16 protein-coding genes are annotated in these 21161 nt (G+C 53.2%); 9 read left to right on the forward strand and 7 right to left on the reverse strand.

What is annotated here, in order from left to right; genetic code table 11:
- On the reverse strand, positions 1–1011 hold the full coding sequence (gene exbB, locus MYB54_RS19735; protein ID WP_104212650.1) for a tol-pal system-associated acyl-CoA thioesterase: 1011 nt from the start codon (positions 1009–1011) through the stop codon (positions 1–3).
- 705 nt (positions 1012–1716) lie between these two features.
- Here exbB and MYB54_RS19740 point away from each other — a divergent pair.
- From MYB54_RS19740 to MYB54_RS19760, 5 genes are all read left to right on the forward strand, one after another.
- The gene (locus tag MYB54_RS19740) at positions 1717–2694 is read left to right on the forward strand and encodes a TRAP transporter substrate-binding protein (RefSeq protein WP_014913914.1); all 978 of its coding nucleotides are present in this window, start codon (positions 1717–1719) and stop codon (positions 2692–2694) included.
- A 114-nt stretch (positions 2695–2808) separates the two neighbouring features.
- Positions 2809–3315 (forward strand): TRAP transporter small permease, encoded by a 507-nt coding sequence (locus MYB54_RS19745; RefSeq protein ID WP_014913913.1) that lies wholly within the window; start codon positions 2809–2811, stop codon positions 3313–3315.
- A 15-nt stretch (positions 3316–3330) separates the two neighbouring features.
- Entirely contained in the window at positions 3331–4623 is a 1293-nt protein-coding gene (locus tag MYB54_RS19750) for a TRAP transporter large permease (protein WP_014913912.1), read from the forward strand.
- Positions 4624–4961: 338 nt separating this feature from the next.
- Positions 4962–6152, forward strand: a complete 1191-nt coding sequence (gene metC / locus MYB54_RS19755; RefSeq protein ID WP_248721265.1) for a cystathionine beta-lyase — start codon at positions 4962–4964, stop codon at positions 6150–6152.
- Between the two features lie 329 nt (positions 6153–6481).
- Positions 6482–7141, forward strand: a complete 660-nt coding sequence (locus MYB54_RS19760; protein WP_014913910.1) for a DedA family protein — start codon at positions 6482–6484, stop codon at positions 7139–7141.
- A gap of 29 nt (positions 7142–7170) precedes the next feature.
- Here MYB54_RS19760 and MYB54_RS19765 read toward each other — a convergent pair whose 3' ends face one another.
- Positions 7171–8181, reverse strand: a complete 1011-nt coding sequence (locus MYB54_RS19765) for an AraC family transcriptional regulator (protein ID WP_180773991.1) — start codon at positions 8179–8181, stop codon at positions 7171–7173.
- A 232-nt stretch (positions 8182–8413) separates the two neighbouring features.
- On the opposite strand from MYB54_RS19765, the gene MYB54_RS19770 reads away from it, so the two are divergent.
- The 3 genes from MYB54_RS19770 (at position 8414) to dkgA (ending at position 11557) form a co-directional block, all read left to right on the forward strand.
- Entirely contained in the window at positions 8414–9154 is a 741-nt protein-coding gene (locus MYB54_RS19770; protein WP_014913907.1) for an NADPH-dependent oxidoreductase, read from the forward strand.
- Positions 9155–9157: 3 nt separating this feature from the next.
- On the forward strand, positions 9158–10321 hold the full coding sequence (gene yqhD / locus MYB54_RS19775; protein WP_248721266.1) for an alcohol dehydrogenase: 1164 nt from the start codon (positions 9158–9160) through the stop codon (positions 10319–10321).
- A gap of 408 nt (positions 10322–10729) precedes the next feature.
- Positions 10730–11557: a 2,5-didehydrogluconate reductase DkgA gene (gene dkgA / locus MYB54_RS19780; RefSeq protein ID WP_014913905.1), complete on the forward strand. Its 828-nt coding sequence runs from the start codon at positions 10730–10732 to the stop codon at positions 11555–11557.
- A gap of 47 nt (positions 11558–11604) precedes the next feature.
- Here dkgA and MYB54_RS19785 read toward each other — a convergent pair whose 3' ends face one another.
- From MYB54_RS19785 to MYB54_RS19805, 5 genes are all read right to left on the reverse strand, one after another.
- Entirely contained in the window at positions 11605–12342 is a 738-nt protein-coding gene (locus MYB54_RS19785; RefSeq protein WP_205543302.1) for a GntR family transcriptional regulator, read from the reverse strand.
- 386 nt (positions 12343–12728) lie between these two features.
- Positions 12729–14144 carry a cell division protein FtsP gene (gene ftsP, locus MYB54_RS19790; protein WP_039282743.1) on the reverse strand — a complete coding sequence of 472 codons (1416 nt, stop codon included), beginning with the start codon at positions 14142–14144 and terminating at the stop codon, positions 12729–12731.
- Positions 14145–14246: 102 nt separating this feature from the next.
- The gene (locus MYB54_RS19795) at positions 14247–14984 is read right to left on the reverse strand and encodes a 1-acylglycerol-3-phosphate O-acyltransferase (RefSeq protein ID WP_014913902.1); all 738 of its coding nucleotides are present in this window, start codon (positions 14982–14984) and stop codon (positions 14247–14249) included.
- A 150-nt stretch (positions 14985–15134) separates the two neighbouring features.
- The gene (parC, locus tag MYB54_RS19800; protein WP_248721267.1) at positions 15135–17405 is read right to left on the reverse strand and encodes a DNA topoisomerase IV subunit A; all 2271 of its coding nucleotides are present in this window, start codon (positions 17403–17405) and stop codon (positions 15135–15137) included.
- Positions 17406–17632: 227 nt separating this feature from the next.
- Positions 17633–18136 carry an SUKH-3 domain-containing protein gene (locus MYB54_RS19805; RefSeq protein WP_248721268.1) on the reverse strand — a complete coding sequence of 168 codons (504 nt, stop codon included), beginning with the start codon at positions 18134–18136 and terminating at the stop codon, positions 17633–17635.
- Positions 18137–18410: 274 nt separating this feature from the next.
- Between MYB54_RS19805 and MYB54_RS19810 the strand changes: the two genes are divergently transcribed.
- Positions 18411–20813, forward strand: a complete 2403-nt coding sequence (locus MYB54_RS19810; protein WP_248721269.1) for a TonB-dependent receptor domain-containing protein — start codon at positions 18411–18413, stop codon at positions 20811–20813.
- Positions 20814–21161 lie beyond the last annotated feature (348 nt).

Genomic DNA, 21161 nt, shown 5'->3' on the forward strand with positions numbered 1-21161 from the left:
TTAACCCACCCGCAGTTTATGCGCTGCTGAAGACGCCCGGTTATCGTTGCTGGCAGCCACGTCGAGATCGCGACTTTGCAGCAGCAGCACTTGTGCAGCCACATCGCCGACCATCGCTTTGTAACCAGCAATCGAACGAGCAAAGACGTTATAGATGACCACTGCAGGAATCGCGGCAACCAGACCAATCGCCGTCGCCAGCAGGGCTTCTGCAATCCCCGGAGCAACGACCGCCAGGTTAGTGGTTTGCGTCTGTGCGATACCGATGAAGCTGTTCATGATGCCCCATACCGTACCGAACAGCCCCACGAACGGGGCAACTGCGCCGACCGTTGCCAGATAGCCGTTACCACGCCCCATGTGACGCCCGGTAGCCGCCACGCGACGTTCCAGACGAAACGCGGTGCGCTCTTTAATTCCGTTGTTGTCATCAGAACGTGCGGAAAGCTCCAGCTCGTTCTGCGCATCAACCAGCAATTGCTGTGCGACGCTGCCGGCTTTGAACGCGTCTGCAGTTTCCAGCGCGTCGTCCAATGTTTTCGCCTGTTCCAACGCCAGATACTCACGGCGCAGGCGGCGTTTCGCGCCAGACATCTCAACGCTTTTACTGAAGAAGATCGCCCAGGTAATCACGGAGGCCAGCAGCAAACCGATCATCACCGTTTTCACCACGGCGTCAGCGTGCTGGTACATACCCCAGACGGACAAATCGGTTTTCATCAGGTTGTTGGTGCCCGGTGCCGCACTGGCAGGCAGCGCGAGTGCTGAGGCTGGTGCCTGCACATCGGTCGTCACAGGAGCGGAAGGCGACGCAACAGCAGGCTGAGCGGCTGGTGCTGCATTCTCTGTCGATAACGGTGCCGTTGCTGGAGCCGCAAACGCATTTCCACTTAGTCCCGCCGTACACAGCAGGATAACCAGCACGCTACGGGAAAATGCGCTGAACGCGCCACGTTTTTTTTGCCAGGTTGATAACACCTGTTGAGTTGTATTACTGACAGCCGTCTTCACGCTGTGCCTCCACCATTCGTTCTGTACAATCATCTGTTCTGTACAATCATCTGTTCTGTACAATATCCGCACATATTCGCAGGTATAATGCCGCAATAACGCAGCCTGAAATGATACCAAACCCTGAACGAATTGATAGTCGTTCTCATTATTATTTACATCAGATAACGCACTTTCCTTGCGTTTTGACAGGATTTCAGAGGGTATTGCTCGCACATCTGCAGGAAAAGCATAAGAACGACAAGAAGAAGAGCATTCAGGAATATATCAGGCGGGAGATCCCCCTAAAACACGGCGCGATAGCCACGGTTTTTACGATCGGCTTTTTGTGATCAACATTAAGTTATCACACCATTTCATGATGGCTGGCGATAAGTTTACTGAAATAAATAGATACATATGCACATAATAAGATAAATAAAAACACCAAGTTACGTATATTCCTATAAGTCAAATAGGAATAAAGTCCATATAAAACAGCATTTCATATTAGCTTTTTCTTTTGTGACACGAGTCATTCTACGAAGTTGTATAATAGGTTAGCTTAACTCGCAGAGAATACTGACACACGCCACAATAATACGTAATAGGCGGCCGTCTTCTCATCATTAAACCCACTCTTCATTACGCTATTTTTCATGGGTTTATATTTTTAAATCACCCTTTGATTATCGATAATGTCACCCCACCTCTGGAGATAATTCAATGAAGCTGTCGAAAACATTGATCGGTGTTTGTCTGGGTTCTACTGCACTCCTGATGAGCCAAGCGATTCAGGCACAACAAATTAAAGCCTCTGATGTTCACCCTGAAGGTTACCCTAATGTCGTCGCCGTTCAGAAAATGGGAGAAAAATTAAAAGCCGCTACAAATGGCAGGCTGGAAATTAAAACCTTCCCCGGCGGGGTATTGGGTGATGAGAAACAAATGATTGAGCAGGCGCAGCTCGGCGCGATTGATATTATCCGTGTATCAATGACGCCCGTTGCCGCTATTTTACCGGAAATAGAAGTCTTCACGCTGCCCTATATTTTCCGTGATGAAGATCATCTGCATAAAGTGCTGGATGGAAAAATCGGTCAGGAAATTGGTGACAAGATTACCCATAGCAGTAAATCAAAATTGGTTTTTCTGGGCTGGATGGATGCAGGAACGCGTAACTTAATCACCAAACAACCGGTGGCGAAACCAGAAGACCTCAAAGGCATGAAAATTCGCGTACAGGGTAGCCCGGTTGCGCTGGCAACGCTAAAAGCGATGGGGGCCAACTCGATTGCCATGGGCGTCAGCGAAGTCTTCAGCGGTATGCAAACCGGCGTGATTGACGGCACCGAAAATAACCCACCAACGTTTGTCGCACACAATTACCTGCCTGTCGTGAAAAACTATACCTGGAGCCGCCACTTCATTATTCCTGAGCTGTTCCTGTATTCCAAAACCAAATGGGACAAACTTTCTAAAGAGGATCAGGATCTTATCCTGAAGCTGGCGAAAGAAGCACAGCAAGAACAGCGCGTGCTATGGAATGAATATACTCAGCAATCTCTGGATAAAATGAAAGCCGGTGGCGTTCAGTTCCATGAAATTGATACCGAGTACTATTTCAAAGCCACCCAATCCGTTCGCGATCAGTTTGGTGCCAAATATCAGGATCTGATTAAAGCCGTCGCTGACGTCCAATAATCAGTACCTCATCTCAGCGGATAAATAGCCTGCTATTTATCCGCCACCATTAATAGCCTGATATCAACAATGATCCTTTGCTTATCACTCAGCGAAGTGAGTATAGGTGGAAAAATGGCACAGTCTTATCTTTCCAGCATGGATGTACTCTATCGTATTGCCATGTGGGTTTCTGGTCTGGCGTTATTAATTATGACGCTTGTTATTCCTGTCGGTATATTCGCACGCTATGTATTGAATGCCGCGTTATCCTGGCCAGAACCCATTTCTATTATTTGTATGGTGACGTTTACTTTTGTCGGTGCCGCTGTCAGCTACCGTTCCAACTCACATATTGCCGTCAGTATGTTGACCGACAGATTGCCAGAAGCCGGTAAGAAGGTTTGCGTTCACCTGTCGAATCTCCTGATGCTGCTAATCAGCCTGTTTATTCTCTACTACAGCACCGTGCTTTGCATGGAATTATGGGAACAGCCCGTCGCGGAGTTTCCTGTATTAACTGCGGGCGAAAGTTATTTACCGCTGCCTATCGGCTCGTTAATCACCGTGCTCTTTATCATCGAAAAAATGTTTTTCGGCCCGCAGGATAAACGCCCTGTGGTAATGCTTGGCAGTTCTTAATTCGGAGCCAATACCATGGATGCATTTATTCTTGTTGCTACCCTGGCCGTGCTGCTGGCGGTCGGCGTTCCCGTCGCCTACGCGGTGGGGTTAAGCGCCATTGTTGGTGCATTCTGGATCGATCTGCCGCTTGAGGCAGTCATGATTCAGATTACCAACGGCGTTAACAAATTTTCACTGCTGGCGATTCCTTTCTTCATTCTGGCCGGGGCAATCATGGCCGAAGGCGGCATCGCTCGTCGGTTGGTCAGCTTCGCTTACATTTTTGTCGGCTTTATTCGCGGCGGCTTATCGCTGGTTAATATCGTGGCCTCAACGTTTTTCGGCGCGATATCCGGCTCTTCCGTGGCGGATACCGCTTCTATCGGTTCGGTGATGATCCCGGAAATGGAGAAGAAGGGTTATCCGCGCGACTTCTCCGCTGCCGTCACCGCCAGCGGCTCCGTGCAGGCGATTTTGACACCGCCGAGCCACAACTCAGTGATCTACTCGCTGGCAACCGGCGGCACAGTTTCCATTGCCTCGTTGTTTATTGCAGGGATCCTGCCCGGTCTGCTGCTCAGCCTGACCATGATGGTGATGTGCGTCGGTTTTGCCCATCGGCGCGGCTATCCAAAAGGCGAACGCGTGCCGTTTCGTCAGGCGCTGAAAATCTTTGTCGATACCCTGTGGGGATTGATGACGGTTGTCATCATTATGGGCGGGATTCTGTCTGGTATTTTTACCGCGACCGAGTCTGCGGCCATTGCCTGTCTGTGGTCCTTCTTCGTGACCATGTTTATCTATAAAGATTACAAGTGGTCGGAACTGCCCAAGCTGATGTACCGCACGGTCAAGACCGTCACGATCGTGATGATCCTGATCGGCTTCGCGGCCGCATTCGGTGCCATCATGACCTACATGCAGTTGCCCGCGCGTATTACCGAGTTTTTCACCTCCATTTCGGATAACAAATACGTCATCCTGATGTGGATTAATATCATGCTGCTGCTGATCGGTACGCTGATGGACATGGCACCGCTGATCCTGATTCTGACGCCCGTTCTGCTGCCCGTCGCCCTCTCGCTCGGCATCGATCCGGTGCATTTCGGCATGATCATGCTGGTGAACCTTGGGATCGGCCTGATTACACCACCGGTGGGGTCGGTGCTTTTCGTCGCTAGTGCGGTGAGTAAACAGAAGATAGAACAGGTCGTTAAAGCGATGCTGCCCTTCTACTGCGGGCTCTTCTTTGTGCTGATGCTGGTCACCTATATTCCGGCCATCTCGCTCTGGCTACCCAAATTCTTTGGCGTCCATACGGGTTAACGCACGCCCAATTGCGCCATGTTGTTCGCCGCAATGCAGAACAACATGGCGCTTTCCCGACATTTTCTGACCTGAAATATTTTCACCTACTTCCAACCATCTCACCGCAAAACGGGCTGAAAGCCCGTTCTCCACGGGTATTCCTGCGGTGCGAAGCATTTTTCCGCCGTGACAAAACCCACCCACACGCCGCCCAAGCCGTGATAACGTAGACCTCATCAATCGAACGCTTATAAATCCAATCATGCCCCGCCCCACGATTCCCTCTGCATCGCCGTTGGGAATCGTCGGTGTAGTGAGTCATCCGGCAGAACTGAACAGAAAAGGTGATAGTGGTTATGACAAGCAAAAAAACGGCAACAGCATTAGTCGCCGCAGGACGCAGCAAGAAATTCACCCACGGCTCCGTCAACCCCGTTATTCAGCGCGCGTCCTCTCTGGTATTCGATACCGTGCAGGACAAAAAAAACGCCACGATTAACCGAGCAAAAGGAGCGCTGTTCTATGGTCGCCGCGGCACGCTGACCCACTTTTCGTTTCAGGAAGCAATGGTTGAGCTGGAAGGCGGTGCAGGTTGTGTGTTGTACCCGTGCGGTGCAGCGGCTATCTCTAACGCCATTCTTTCTTTCGTCTCAGCAGGCGATCATGTGCTGGTAACCGGTTCGGCCTATGAACCCACGCAGGATTTCTGTAATAAAGTCCTCAGCAAGATGAACGTCAGCACCACCTACTTTAACCCGCTGATCGGTGCCGATATTGCCGAGCTGATCCAGCCCAATACCAAAGTGGTCTTTCTCGAATCGCCCGGCTCCATCACGATGGAAGTCCACGATGTGCCAGCCATCGTACAAGCCGTGCGCCGCATCAATCCCGACATTATCATCATGATTGATAATACCTGGGCGGCAGGCATTTTATTCAGAGCATTCGACTTTGATATTGATATCTCCATTCAGTCTGCCACCAAATATATTGTCGGCCATTCCGATGCCATGATTGGCACCGCGGTCGCTAACGAGCGCTGCTGGGCACAGCTGCGTGAACACTCTTATCTGATGGGGCAAATGGTCGATGCCGATACCGCCTATGTCGCCAGCCGTGGCCTGCGTACATTGGGCGTTAGGCTCAAACAGCATCAGGAAAGCAGCATCCGCATTGCGAAATGGCTGGCGGAGCAACCCGAAGTCGCGGTGGTTAACCACCCGGCCTTACCTGAGTGCAAAGGGCATGAATTCTACGTACGCGACTTTAAAGGCTGCAACGGCTTGTTCTCTTTTGTGTTGAAAGAGAAATTAAGCAAAGAAGCGTTGGCGAACTATCTGGACAATTTTGAGCACTTCAGCATGGCGTATTCCTGGGGTGGCTTTGAGTCGCTGATACTGGCGAATCAGCCGGAAGATCTGGCCGCCATCCGTCCTGCTGGCGGCGTAGATTTTACCGGCACTCTTATTCGGTTACATATTGGACTTGAAGACAGTGACGATCTGATTGACGATCTGGCCGCGGGTTTCAGCAGGCTGATCGCCTAGTCTGGCAAGGCGTCAGCAAGCTCACCGCTGGAAACCACATACAGGCAGGAAACAAAATATAGAAAGTGTGACGGCCATAAAACCGCCGTATCTTGATTTCCCCTGCGGCGCGGTGGGTAATGCGTTATGATAATCATGAGTCAACGCTTACCCAAAAACCGCGTTACCTTAACCAAAACTAAGCATTAAGCCCTGCTGCATTCTCATCATGCGGCAAGGCGTTTTGCCCATATCGATCTTAGGGCTTGATAAGCAGTAGATTTCAGGTAGCCCAGCGTCCCACGCCGCAGCCTGAGAGATAGTGAATATCGTCACTGGCGGGAAGTAATATGAGTGTGGTTCACGACATTATTCAGGCGCTCTGGCAGCAGGATTTTAGTGCACTGGCCGATCCCCACGTTGTTTGGGTCGTTTACGGCATTCTGTTCACGACACTGTTTCTGGAGAACGGTCTGCTCCCCGCCTCTTTTCTGCCTGGCGATAGCCTGTTGCTGCTCACGGGTGCCATGATTGCCAAAGGCGTAATGAGCTTTTTCCCTACAATGATTCTGCTCACCATCGCCGCCAGCCTCGGCTGCTGGCTCAGCTACCTTCAAGGGCGCTGGTTGAGTGATACGCGCTTGGTAAAGGGCTGGCTGTTGCAGCTTCCCGCCCATTACCACCAGCGAGCCCATCACCTGTTTCATCGCCACGGCCTGATGGCGCTGCTGGTTGGCCGCTTTTTAGCATTTATCCGCACGCTGCTGCCAACGATGGCGGGCATTTCTGGGTTAAACAATACGCGCTTTCAGATTTTCAACTGGCTCAGTGGGTTGCTGTGGGTCGGCGGGATTGTCACGCTCGGCTATGCGCTCAGCCACATTCCGCTGGTCAAACGCTATGAAGATCAGGTGATGACCGCGCTGATCCTGCTCCCGATTATTTTGCTGGTTAGCGGCCTGATCGGCATGGCTGTCATGGTGTGGCGCAAAAAACGTGCGGTCGCCTAATCGGGCAACGGAACGCTTTCTTCACGTCTTCAGCTTTCCTCAACCGCCATGTTACTGGCCTTTACTCTCGTGACTTCATCGCTCGGCGTCGCACCGAAATAGCGCTTAAATTCCCGGCTAAACTGCGACACGCTCTCATACCCTACGCGGGTCGCCGCAACGCCCGCTCTCAGCCCCTCGTTGATCATTAGCACCCGCGCTTTATGTAAGCGGTAGGATTTCAGGTACTGCAACGGCGATGTGTTGGTGACGGCCTTAAAGTTGTGATGAAACGCCGAAACGCTCATGTTCACTTCAGCCGCCAGCTGTTCCACGTTCAGGCTATCGGCGTAGTGATTTTCGATACGTCGCAGAGATCTGGCTATCTGGCTGAAATGCGTGTGCCGATTCACCAGCGCCTGTAATGCCGCACCGCGTTCACCGCAGAGCATATGATAGATAATCTCGCGCACAATCGCCGGCCCCAGCACGCGGGCATCACGCGGATTATTCATCGCATCCAGCAGCCGTTCAACGGCACATAAAATTTCATCGGTCAGCGGGGCACTGTTCACGCCGCACGTACAGGAGCAAGGGCGGATCGCGCTGTCATCGTCACCGATGTCGATCAGCAAATCCTGAAGCATCTGGATATCGATACGGATCGCCATCCCCACCAGCGGGTGTTCAACGCTGGCTATCGTTTCACATTCGAACGGCAGCGGCACCGTCATCAACAGGTAGTTTTCCGGGTCATACTGGAACGTTTTTCCGCCCAGATAACCAATCTTTTGGCCCTGAAAAATGATGACGATCGTCGGTTCATACATCACCGGCACACGCGGATGATGCTGTTCCGTGTACAGAATTTTGACCTGCGGGACGAGCGAAGGCGTGGTCCAGCTTTTAGCTGAACAGCGTATTGCCTGCTGCACAATGCGCTGCCGCACGGTCTGCTGCTGTTCTGCTGGATTCTGAGCGTCTTGCTTCTGAACATCTTGTTTCTGAACAAGTTGCCCACATGGGTTTTCCGTCGACATGCTTTGGCTGTCCGTCAACATGTATTGGGTTCGCGTCAAAATGGTGTTCTCTCGCTACGGGTTTGCTTTTCCTGTCCGAAGCCTCTCTCCTGACAGAAGAAACAAAATGACATACCTGCGAATTATTATCACCCTTTTCTCCTGTATTTTGGAGAAATAGGCAATAAGCAAACAGAAATGTGCATTGAACGTCTTACGTGGGTTGATGACAATATTGAGCATACCGTTATCCTTTCATCCCACGGGAAAAGACATGAATAAAACGATTGAACTGTTCACTTCACACCGCAGTGAACGTAGCTATCTTGATAAAGCGATTCCCGATGACGTGCTGGATGCCATTATTCAGTCTGCACATCTGGCACCGACGTCCGTGAACTCTCAGCAGGTCTCGCTCATCGTCACTCGCGACCCAGAACGCAAAGCACGCATTGCCGAATTGGCTGGCGGCCAGCCGTGGATTGCCCAGGCACCGGTCTTCATCACCGTAGTGCTGGATATGCATAAAACGCAGGTTGGGATTGCCATGAGCGACAAGCAGCAGCACGCGCATGAAAGCCTCGAAAGCCTGATTTCCGGCACAACGGATGTCGGCATCGCGCTCGGCACGCTGATGGCCGCCGCACGCTCGTTTGGGCTGGGCATCGTCCCGATTGGCGGTATTCGTCGCGACCCACAGGCGATGATCGACTTTCTGGAACTGCCTGAACTGACGTTCCCCGTTGCAGGCGTTGCGATTGGCTACGTGGATACCCCTGCGCATCAGAAACCGCGCCTGCCGCTGAATTCCTTCCGCCATGATGAAACCTATCATCAGGACGTTCTGCCTGCGGCGATTGAGCAATATAACCAAACGCTGGTGGCACACTGGCAGCAAACCGGCCGCGCAGACGGCGACAACTGGGGTGATAACACCGCCAGCTACTATCAGCACATTTATTTCCCGAAAGTCTTACCCGCGATCCTCCAACAGGGCTTTAAACTGGACAAATAACCTATGCTAAATTTCACACTTCATACCCCTACCAAGATTTTGTTTGGCGAAGGCCAGATTGCTGAATTAGGCAAAGAAATTCCTGCCGATGCCCGTATCCTCATCACCTACGGCGGCGGCAGCGTGAAGCACAATGGCGTGCTGGATCAGGTCTATCGTGCCTTAGAAGGCCGCAATGTCCGTGAGTTTTCCGGCATTGAGCCAAACCCGACTTACGAAACGCTGATGAAAGCTGTCGAGGTCGTCCGGGCAGAGAAGATTGACTTCCTGCTGGCGGTTGGCGGTGGATCTGTCGTCGACGGCACGAAATTTATCGCTGCCGCCGCGGACTATCAGGCAGCACAAGACCCGTGGCATATTCTGCAAACCGGCGGCGCGGAAATCGATCGCGGCGTCGCGATGGCGGCGGTGCTCACCCTGCCAGCGACCGGTTCGGAATCCAACAACGGCGCGGTCATCACGCGTAAATCGACCAACGATAAGCTCGCTTTCCGCTCACGCCACACTCAACCGCTTTTCGCCGTGCTCGATCCGGTCGTGACGTACACCCTGCCTGCTCGCCAGATCGCGAACGGCGTGGTCGATGCCTTCGTTCACACCGTTGAGCAGTACCTGACGTACTCCGTCGATGCCAAAGTACAGGATCGTTTTGCGGAAGGTTTACTGCTGACGCTGGTTGAAGAAGGCCCACGCGCGCTGGCTGAACCGGAGAACTACAAGGTCAGAGCCAATGTGATGTGGAGCGCGACCATGGCGTTGAACGGTCTGATTGGCGCAGGCGTGCCGCAGGACTGGTCAACCCACATGCTGGGCCACGAATTAACGGCGCTGCACGGTCTTGACCATGCCCAGACGCTGGCTATCGTTCTGCCCGCCATGCTGACGGCAAGAAAAGCCCAGAAACGCGACAAGCTGCTGCAATACGCCGAGCGCGTCTGGAACCTGCGTGACGGTAGCGAAGATCAGCGTATCGACGGTGCGATTGCTGCTACGCGTGATTTCTTCGAGAAGATGGGCGTGCCGACCCGCATGTCTGGCTATCAGTTGGATGGCAGCGCCATTCCGACGCTGGTCGCCAAACTCAGCGAGCACGGCCTGACTGCTCTGGGCGAACATCGCGACATCACGCTGGAAGAAAGCCAGAAGATTTACGAGGCGGCGCGCTAAGCGCCTCTCCCCCTAATCATTCGAGTTAGAGGAGAAAACACTATCGTTTAACCATATCGATACTCTAAATAATTCAAGTTTCAGGAAGGCGGCAAGCGAGGGAATCCCGATGAGCTTACTCAAGTAAGTGATTCGGGTGAGTGAACGCAGCCAACGCACATGCAACTTGAAGTATGACGAGTATATACCCTCAATGCTGTGTCTGTTAAAGGGAGCCAATCGGCTCCCTTTATCATCAGGCACTGTATAGCCGACGAATTTTTCTACTAGAATGAAAGCATATGCCTGTTCCTGCGAGGGATCACGTTGCTCCATGTCCGTGACCCAATGTCCGTGACATGAACAGGTCGCCCATCCAGTTAACCGTATGATACTTTTATGGATTAACGGATATAAAAGGAGAATGAGATGACGCAACCGAAAGTTAAGCTGGCGGACGGCAATATCATGCCCCAGTTGGGCCTTGGTGTCTGGCGAGCAAGCAGTGAGGACACGGTGATCGCCGTGACTGAAGCATTGTCCATCGGTTATCGGGCGATCGATACCGCCGCGATTTATAAGAACGAGGAAGCCGTTGGTCAGGCACTGAGTTCCGCGAACCTGCCGCGTGAAGAGGTGTTCATCACCACCAAGCTCTGGAATGGCGATCACACCGATCCCCAAAAAGCGCTGGAAGAGAGCCTGAGAAAACTTCGGTTAGATTATATCGATCTCTACCTGATTCACTGGCCGCTCCCGCAACAGAACACCTTCGTGGATGCCTGGCGCGGACTCATCAAACTCCAGGAACAGGGTCTGGCGAAAAGTATCGGCGTCAGTAATTTTCATATTCACCACTTACAGCGGTTAAAAGAAGAAACGGGCGTATTGCCGGTCATCGATCAGGTCGAGCTACATCCTCTTCTCCAGCAAAGACAGCTCCATGCCTGGAATGCTATCCACCATATCCAGACGGAATCCTGGAGCCCGCTAGCGCAGGGCGGCGAAGGCGTCTTTGACCATCCCATTATCCGTAAACTGGCGACAAAATACGGCAAAACGCCGGCACAGATCGTGATCCGCTGGCATCTGGACAGTGGGCTGGTGGTGATTCCTAAATCGGTCACGCCGTCGCGTATCAAGGAAAACTTCGAGGTGTTTGATTTCCGTCTGGATAAAGACGAGCTCAGTGAAATTGCCAAGCTGGACTGCGGGAAACGTCTGGGATCGGACCCTGACGAACCGAGAAACGACTAATCTATCTTCGATGCCAGCCTTCACCGGGCTGGCATTTTTCTTCTCATCTAATCAGCAAACTGAATCTCATACACATCGCTACGGCAATGTGCTTCGCTGTATTCCAGCAGTTCACCCCGTTCGTTATAAACATGCAGTTGGCAATACAGCGCTGGAGCCCCCGCCGCAATACCAAGAAGCGCAGCGATTTCTGCCGTACAGGCAATCGCTTTGAAACGATAGCGTTTTTTGTCCGGTGTGACGCCACGCGCCATCCAATATTGATAGAGAGACTGCTCAAGCGCTTCGGGGTCGGGTAGAAATTCTTGCGGTATCCAGGTGGTTTCCAGCGAAACGGGCTCACCATTGCTGAGCCGGACGCGTCGCAGATAGGTGACGGCCTCACCTTCTGGCAGAGACATTTTCGCGGCGATGGCAGCGGGTGGAACCTGTATTGACTTTTCTAACCAGAGGCTGCCGGCGACGCCGCCTTGTTTCAATATCAGCGCAGTGAATCCTTCATCCTCGGCGCTCAGCGCGTAGTTAAGCCGTTGAGCCACGCGGGTTCCCACCCCTTGCTGGCGCACAATCAGCCCTTTTTCTTCCAACAGTGACAGGGAACGGGAAACCGTTACGCGCGATAATCCCAACTGCTGCGCAATCAGTCTTTCGGCGGGTAAGAACTGGCCGGATAACGTCTTACGGCGGCCGATTTCTGATTCAAGCAACGACGCGAGCTGCATGTACCGAGGCGCCGACGGCGCTCCAGCCAGTTGATCCCTGACCCAAAGCAGTAATTCCCGCATAGTGCAGCCTTTTTAGTGACGCAGCGTTCTGGCTGCGTACAGGTTAAAACAGAAAGTGAACCTGATTTCATAGCGAAACGAAACGCTCGGACGCTGACATTGTTGTAATAAAAAATGTTCTGTTAGTAATAATCAGGTCCGGAACAGTGCGCGACGCAAAACGCAATTCACCCTTAATTAATAGCAACATCAATATATAAGGTATCGTCCGCGCGGCTCTGCATCTTTAATTTTGGTTTGTCTGAATAGAGGTGGATCACATTAAGAAACAGATGGGGATCGGGAACATTGCCGTCTGACGAGCAAGCAGCGCATCAGACGGGCGGCCGTTACCTTTGTCACGGCAAAAGGGGGAGCGCGGAGAAGCTGGCAGGCTATAGGTTGGTTTACATCGCAGGCTGTACGATGAGCTGTCCCGTCGAGCCGCGATCGGCCAGCTCCAGTGTCTGGCTGTAATACAGGAAGGGGAACGCCATTGAGGAAGGCTGCGTGAAATAAACCAGCAGCTCGACATCGTTATCCACCCACACCGTATCTTTCCAGCCGCTGTCTTCCACCGCTGGTGGCCGACCATTCGCGCTGCGCACCAGAAACTTGACGCCCTGAATGTGGAAAGCCTGCGGCGTGTCGGCGTGGATAATCCAGCGCTCACAGCGGCCAAGCTGGGTTTGTACATCGGCACGCGTCATGTCCCACATCGCGCCGTTGATGCCGGGCAGACTGTCACCCAGACGGAATTCGCGCGTGCGGCTGATGCTACCTTCAATGATGTTGTCGGCCAGTAAACGCATCGGCAGGTTATCCGTGACTAATGGCAACAGCCCCGTCGGCTTCAGCGTCAGTATTTGCGTCGAAATCAGGATGCTGGAAGGCTCAAACAGCCCGCGCAGACGATCCATAATCCCAGCCGACTCACCTGCCGTTAGCGTCACTTCTTCGCCTTGCGACATGTCGACCAGAATTTCGCGCCGTTCGCCGGGCGCGAGAGAAAGCTGGTTTACCGCCATCGGTGCCGGCAGCAGCCCTTGATCGCTGGCAATCACATGCATCGCTCGCCCATCGCTCAACCGCATCACGTAACGTCGGGAATTCGACGCGTTCAGCAATCTCAGGCGAACCCAGCCACGTGACACTTCAACAAAGGGATTTTGCACGCCGTTGACGAGCAGCGAGTCACCCACGAACCCACCGTTAGAAGGCGGGTTATAGAGAGGGACACCAAAGTTATCCAGTCGTTTATCCTGAATAATCAGTGGGAAATCATCAACACCGTAGTGATTGGGCAGCGGCAGGGCCTTACTGGCTCGGTCTTCCACCAGCCATAGCCCAGCCAGCCCGTTATAGATATGCGGAGCCATGCGGTTCGGCGTATTCGCATGATACCAGCAGGTCGCCGCTGGTTGACGAACGGGCAACACCGGTGACCAGTCGGTTCCTGGAGAGATAATGCGAGCCGCCCCGCCCATCAGTGGCCCCGGCACCTGTAAGCCGCCGATCGTCATCGCGACAGGCTCATTCAGGCGGTTACTGTAAATCAGCTTAACGTCATCGCCATCATAGACCCGCACCGTCGGCCCTAAATAGCGGCCATTGATTCCCCAAATGGAGGTCTTACGGTCACCGGAGAATGCCCAATGGGCACGCTGCATGGTCAGAAAAAGCGGCTGGCCTCGGCGCGACTCCAGTAATGGCGGTATCGGCAATGCGGCGGGATTCCCACTGGCTTTGGCTGCCAGTGGCGTCATACCCGCACATAACGCAAGGCCCGATGCCTGAATAAACTGACGTCGGCTGAGTGACATAATGACTCCGTAAATCCAATAAACCGTAAGCAAAGTTTATCTTCCGATTCGTTCTTGGATAGACAATCGGAAGAAATAATCACGTAACTCGATGGGGTAAGTTTATTTTTTGTCTGCTGCTTCGCGCGCCGCGACTTCCGCATCCAGCTCCGCAATCTTGGCCGCCATCACATCATGACAGTGTGCAGCCAGCTCGCGAACCTGATCTTTGGTATATGCGCGGGTATCAATCGGCGGCAACATTTCTACGATAACGAGCCCGTTATTCCAGCGGTTCAACTTCACCTTGTTGCTGGTCGTAGAAACGCAAATCGGCACAATCGGCACCTCTGCGCTAATCGCAGCATGAAAGGCACCGGTTTTGAATGGCAACAGGCCGCGTCCACGGCTGCGCGTACCTTCGGGGAACATCCAGATAGACGTGTTGCGCTCTTTAATATGCTTCACGACCTGGGCAATGGTGCCATGCGCTTTAGCGCGGTTTTCACGGTCAATCAGCAAGTTACCTGTCAGCCAATACAGTGGCCCGAAGAACGGGATCCACAGCAGGCTTTTCTTGCCCACGGTAACGGTACGCGGCTGAACCGCGCTGGATACCGTGACCATATCGTAGTTGTTCTGATGATTCGCGATATAGATGCAGTTGCCGTAATGCGCAGCTTCTTCCGGTATCCGCATTTCTACTTTCAGACCAAACACCACGGACAAGCGACCAAAAAGATGGCCGAAGGTCGCGACATGGCGGGGATTTCGAGGGCTGAACAGGCAGTAAAACAAGCCAAAAATACAGATCAAAATCGAAAAGATAACGACAATAAAAAAACGCAAAATGGATAACATAGCAACCTCATTAGCCGACAGCCGCCGCTAGTATAGCGATTTCGCGCTAAAACACACGGTGATTCAATTTGCTGCAAGATGGCAACCGGAAACTAAAGAAAGGCGGTATGACACCGCCTTTCTCAACATGCACATGACAATATGGAGGAATTATTCTTCGCTGCTGCCGGTGCTAATCTGCTGTGGTGCATCCACCTCAATTCGGTCAATGCGCTGTAGTCCACGCAGCAATGTGCCTTTCCGCCCACGCTCCCCTTGATACTTCTGAAGCTCGTTCGGACGCAGCACCAGCTTACGCTTACCGAAGTACAGCGTGACGGAAGCCTGTGGTGGCAGCAGATACAGCCAGGTCAGACGGTCTTTCCCTTCCGCAAAATCAGCCGAGGAGATGGACACAATCTTGTTGCCCTTGCCTTTCGACAGCTGTGGCAGATCGGAGACTGGGAACAGCAGCATTCTGCCTGCGGCGGTGATCGCCATCAGCAGGTTGTCGTCGCCTTTGATCTCGATCGGTGCCAGCGCCTTCGCGTTATCCGGCAGCGTAATAATCGCTTTACCCGCGCGGTTACGCGCCACCAGATCGTTGAAGGTACACACGAAGCCATAGCCCGCATCAGATGCCATCAGCAACGGCTGATCGTCTGCGGCCATCAGCACCTGTTCAATCGTCGCGCCCGGCGGCGGCGTGAGTTTGCCTGTCAGCGGCTCACCCTGACCGCGTGCGGAAGGCAGCGTGATCGGATCCAGCGCATAGCTGCGGCCGGTGGAGTCAATGAACACCACAGGCTGATTGCTCTTGCCTTTCGCGGCGGCGCGGAAGCTATCGCCCGCTTTATAACTCAGCCCGACCGGATCGATGTCATGCCCTTTCGCACTGCGTACCCAGCCCATTTCCGAGAGCACAATGGTAACCGGTTCGGACGGCACAAAGTCGTGCTCGCTCATCGCTTTCGCTTCGCCACGCTCACGCAGTGGTGAACGACGTTCGTCACCATAGGCCTGCGCATCCGCCTGAATTTCTTTCTTAATCAGGTTGCTGAGCTTACGGTCTGACGCCAGCAGCGCTTGAAGCTGATCGCGCTCTTTTGCCAGATCGTCCTGCTCACCGCGGATTTTCATCTCTTCCAGCTTGGCCAAATGACGTAATTTCAGTTCCAGGATCGCTTCAGCCTGTGTTTCACTCAGGCTGAACTGGCGCATCAGAACGGGTTTCGGCTCGTCTTCCGTGCGGATGATATGAATGACTTCATCAATACTCAGGAACGCGGTCAGCAAGCCTTCAAGGATATGCAGGCGCTTGAGCACTTTTTCCAGACGGTAGTTCAGACGGCGGCACACGGTGTCGCGACGGAAGACCAGCCACTCGCTCAGGATCTCGACCAGCCCTTTCACGCTCGGGCGACCATCCAGACCGATCATGTTCATGTTAACGCGATAGCTTTTCTCCAGATCGGTCGTGGCGAACAGGTGGTTCATCACCTGATCCATATCGATCCGGTTTGAGCGTGGCACTAGCACCAGACGGGTTGGATTCTCGTGATCGGATTCATCACGCAGGTCTTCGACCATCGGCAGCTTCTTCGCACGCATCTGGCTGGCAATCTGCTCCAGCACTTTGGCACCAGAAACCTGATGTGGCAGCGCGGTAATCACGACATCACCGTCTTCTTTCTTCCACACCGCACGCATACGCACGGAACCACGGCCATTCTGGTAGAGTTTGCGCACTTCATCGCGCGGCGTGATGATTTCAGCTTCTGTCGGGAAATCCGGCCCTTGAACATGCTGCAATAACTCGTCCAGCGAGGCTTTCGGGTTTTCCAGCAGCATGACTGCGGCGGCGGCGACTTCACGCACGTTGTGCGGCGGTATGTCCGTGGCCATCCCGACGGCGATCCCAGTAGTGCCGTTCAGCAGAATATTAGGCAGACGCGCAGGCAGCATCTTCGGCTCTTGCATCGTGCCATCAAAGTTCGGGGTGTAATCGACCGTGCCCTGCCCGAGTTCAGACAGCAGCACTTCCGCATATTTGGACAGCCGCGATTCGGTATAACGCATGGCGGCGAAGGATTTCGGGTCGTCCGGCGCGCCCCAGTTCCCCTGACCATCCACCAGCGGATAGCGATAAGAGAACGGCTGCGCCATCAGCACCATCGCTTCATAGCAGGCGCTGTCGCCGTGCGGATGGTATTTACCCAGCACGTCACCCACAGTACGGGCGGATTTTTTAAACTTGGCGCTGGCATTCAGTCCCAGCTCAGACATCGCATACACGATGCGACGCTGCACAGGCTTCAGGCCATCGCCAATGAACGGCAATGCCCTGTCCATGATGACGTACATGGAATAATTCAGATATGCATTTTCGGTAAACGTGCGCAGCGCAAGGCTTTCTGCGCCGTCATGAGTCATCTCACTCATTTATCTCACTTCCCTCACATCGCGGCGCGATGGTTACGCTTTCCGGCACGCCATAGCGGCGGTATGTTTGGCGGGAATAGTACCTTATCTGATGAGGTGATGTCACAGGGAACCATTCGCAGAAAACTACGTTGCAGGGAACCGTGCCACGGGGAACGATGCCGCCTCAGAGAATCATCGCATCAGGCGATTACCGAAGTGAATCCGACGACTACCGGAGAAGGTGGCTAGCGGTAACGATGAACGCTCGGGTGATCTGCGGTAATCGTTTCGCCGTACACAGAAATTGACGTCTGGTCGGGTCGCAGCATCGGTTTCCCCTTACGGCCAAGCAGAATACGTTCAACCGCAGCACCGAAAGACGCGCCTTCAAACCAGAATGCCTCATGTATAAAGCTCATCCCGTAGCAGGCTCCTGCGTCATCCATCAGCAGAGCACCGTGCGCATGATGGGTTTCGCCGATCAGAATCAGCGTCGTGTTCAGAATGCCTTGCCACTCCACCAGCGTTTCATCCTGCTGCAAATCCTCGCTGCCACCAAAAGCGATGTCGCCGCTGGCACACGCTTCTCCTGCACCGCACTGCCCGACTGTCAGCCCGCTGAACACGTGAAGGATGGCAAAGGCTGGGTGATTCTCTGGCACAAACGACGGAATGGGTTGCGCTTCAGCACGCGGCCAGCCTGCCGCGTGAAACAGTGGAAGAACGGATTCGGGGATTTCAATCGGCATTGTTCGTCATCTCGCAGTTGCGGTTAAGGGAAAGTCAGCGTTGATTCATCGCCCGTCGCTTCCTTTTTGATAGCAAACATACCGTTTCATTAAGAATTATTCATCATCGTTGCAACATTAGATGATAATGCTTAGCATATTGATAATAATTATCATTACCACATGATAATTAATGTTATTCGCCGTTTTGCATTTCCCTTGCAGACGTTAGCGACCAGCACGCCATGTTTCCCCAACGCCGCTGGCCAGAACAACCTTATAGCAGAGTATCATTATGTTAATTAACAAGAATTTAAATAAAATTCTTCTCACCGGCATCTTGACTGGCGTCGCGCTGAACAGCATGGCAGCGGATAGCACCACAGGCAACAACGCACTCAACGTGAAGAACCAAGACGATTCGGCGGCGAAAGCGGGACAGACTGACGATGTGATGACGGTTCACTCGCCAAAAGTCGAGAAAAAAGCCGGTTCAAGCACAACGCTGACTGCTGCAGACATGCAAAGAGAAGGCGGTAACAACTTCGGCACAATCATGCGTTACCAACCTTTGGTGAGCGCAACCGGGTCCAGCGGCGGCAGTAATACAGGGAAAAGCGGCTTCGACCGTGGCGGTTACACGGGCTACAACATTCGCGGTATTGAAAGCAACCGTGTTGCGATCGATACCGATGGCATCGCCCTGCCCAATGCCACGGGCCGCAGCTACGCCAGCCGTGCCGGATTCAATACCTTCGGCATGGGGCGCGACTATATCGACCCTTACGTGTACAGCAGCGTCGATATTGAGTCAGGCGTCACCTCCGCAGAAAATACTGTCAACGCACTCGGGGGCAGCGTCTCCTTCCGGCCAAAATCTGCCGATGACTATCTGAAAGCAGGCAAGCAGGACTACTTCGGTTTTCAGAGCGACTACGACTCCGCCAACCATGGTTGGCATAACGGCATCACCGCAGCAGGCGGTGATGACGAATTGCGCGGCGTTGTCGTTCTCAGCCGCCGCGACGGCCAGCAAACGCGTAATAACAGCGACGAGATCGCCGCGTACCCTGCCAACTGGCACTCTAACGCCATTTTGGCGTCCGGCATTTGGCAGGCTAACGATGAGCATCAGCTCACCGGTACGCTGGATTATTACCATAAAACTAACCACACCCATTATGACTACTGGGGTAGTCTGCCAAGCGGCAACAACACCATTTACGGCACGGCGCAACAGAGCAGCGAGACACGCCGTTGGACCGCCAGCCTGAAAGATCGCTGGACGCCCGTTAACAACACGCTGGTCGATTTGGTTGATAGCCGCATTTACTTCCAAAACAGCGAATCACACGACAATACCTGGCTGCCCGCAACCACAGGGATGGCGGCAGCAGATAGCCACCGCGTCTATTCCGACTACAATGTCACCACCTATGGGTTCGATACCCATATGGTGAAAAGCTGGGATCGCCACGAGTTCGGTTGGGGCCTTAACGCCAGCCAAAGCAAAACAGAGCGTCCGTTCAGGCAGTCGCCTAACCAAACGGGTGCCAATAACATCATGCAGCCGGAAGCTGATAGCAATAGCTACACCGTCGGCGGCTTTGTGCAGGATACCGCTACGTGGGATCTGGCGGGGCACGCCTTCTCGGTTGTCCCTGCCGTGCGCGCTATCCATCAGCGTACCAAACCGACCAACACGGTTCGCCTGAGCGGTGACGGCAGTGTCATCAGTGAATCCGATGTCAACAGACTGTACGGCAAAGCCAACAGCGATACGCAAGTCCTGCCGTCTCTGAGCTTCCTCTACGACATCACGCCGACGCTGACGACCTATGTGCAGTACCGTCGTGGCGCACAGTTCCCAGATGCCAGCCAGCTTTATGGCAGCACCAACCTGGACGCCAACTATGCCGGACCAGCTCAGTATGCCTTTATCGGCAATAGCGACCTCAAAACGGAAACCAGCAACAACGTAGAGTGGGGATTAAAAGGGGAAGCGACGGAGGGGGTCACCTTCCGTACCGCGCTGTTCTACAACACGTATAAGAACTTTATCGCCAATACCCGCTACCGTCGTAGCGCTAACCCCGATAAATTCGTCAATGTGCCAAGCAATATCAGCACGATATATCAGGCGGAAAACCGCGATAAGGCTTATATCTACGGCGGCGAAGTCAGCAGCAAAATACAGCTAGGTACCTGGTTCCCAGCGGTTGACGGGCTCAGCACCACGCTGGCGTTTGGCTACACCAAAGGCCAATCGCAATCGCGCTACCTCGGCGACCGCTATGTCGATCTTGACAGCGTTGCGCCAATGAAAGCCGTGATAGGTATTGCCTATGACGATCCTGCTCAGCGCTACGGCGCTGCCCTGACGTCGACCTTCCAGAAAGGGAAACAGGCGAAGGATACCAGCCGTGAAAGTTATACCAATGCTGGCAACGCAATCGCCACCTCGAATACCGAATATATGCGTATTCCCGGCTATGGCATGGTTGACTTGACCGCCTACTATCGCATTAGCAAGAACGTGAAAGTCAACGGTGGCGTGTATAACCTGACTGACCGTAAATATTGGGATTATCTCAGCAGCCGCCAGATTGAGACCAACGATCGGCAGGGACAGTATGACCGCGCCCTCTCCGTGCAACCTGGTCGTTCCTTCCAGCTGGGTGTGAACGTGGACTTCTAATCCGCGTCGCTCACGATTCAATAAAAAAGGCGGTGCCTCATTCGGGCATCGCCACCACTATTCGGGTATCACCACAACTCGGCAAGAATGCGTACCACGGCTTTCTTGCCTTTTTATTTTCCTCTACACGCTCTTCACGCCACATCCCGTTTAATGACGCCAATATCGTTATTTTCTCAGTATTAAAGAATAAATATATCGATAAGAACGTCTGACTTAACTCACGCTATAACGTGATCGCGATCTCAATTAATATTCCGTCAGCGTCATGTTTTAATTTTGTCCTATTCAGCGGACAGCATTTAGTATTGTCCCTATCGACTATCACGACTAGATTAATCACTACAG

This window comes from Pectobacterium nicotianae, assembly GCF_023272715.1.
GTDB lineage: Bacteria > Pseudomonadota > Gammaproteobacteria > Enterobacterales > Enterobacteriaceae > Pectobacterium > Pectobacterium brasiliense.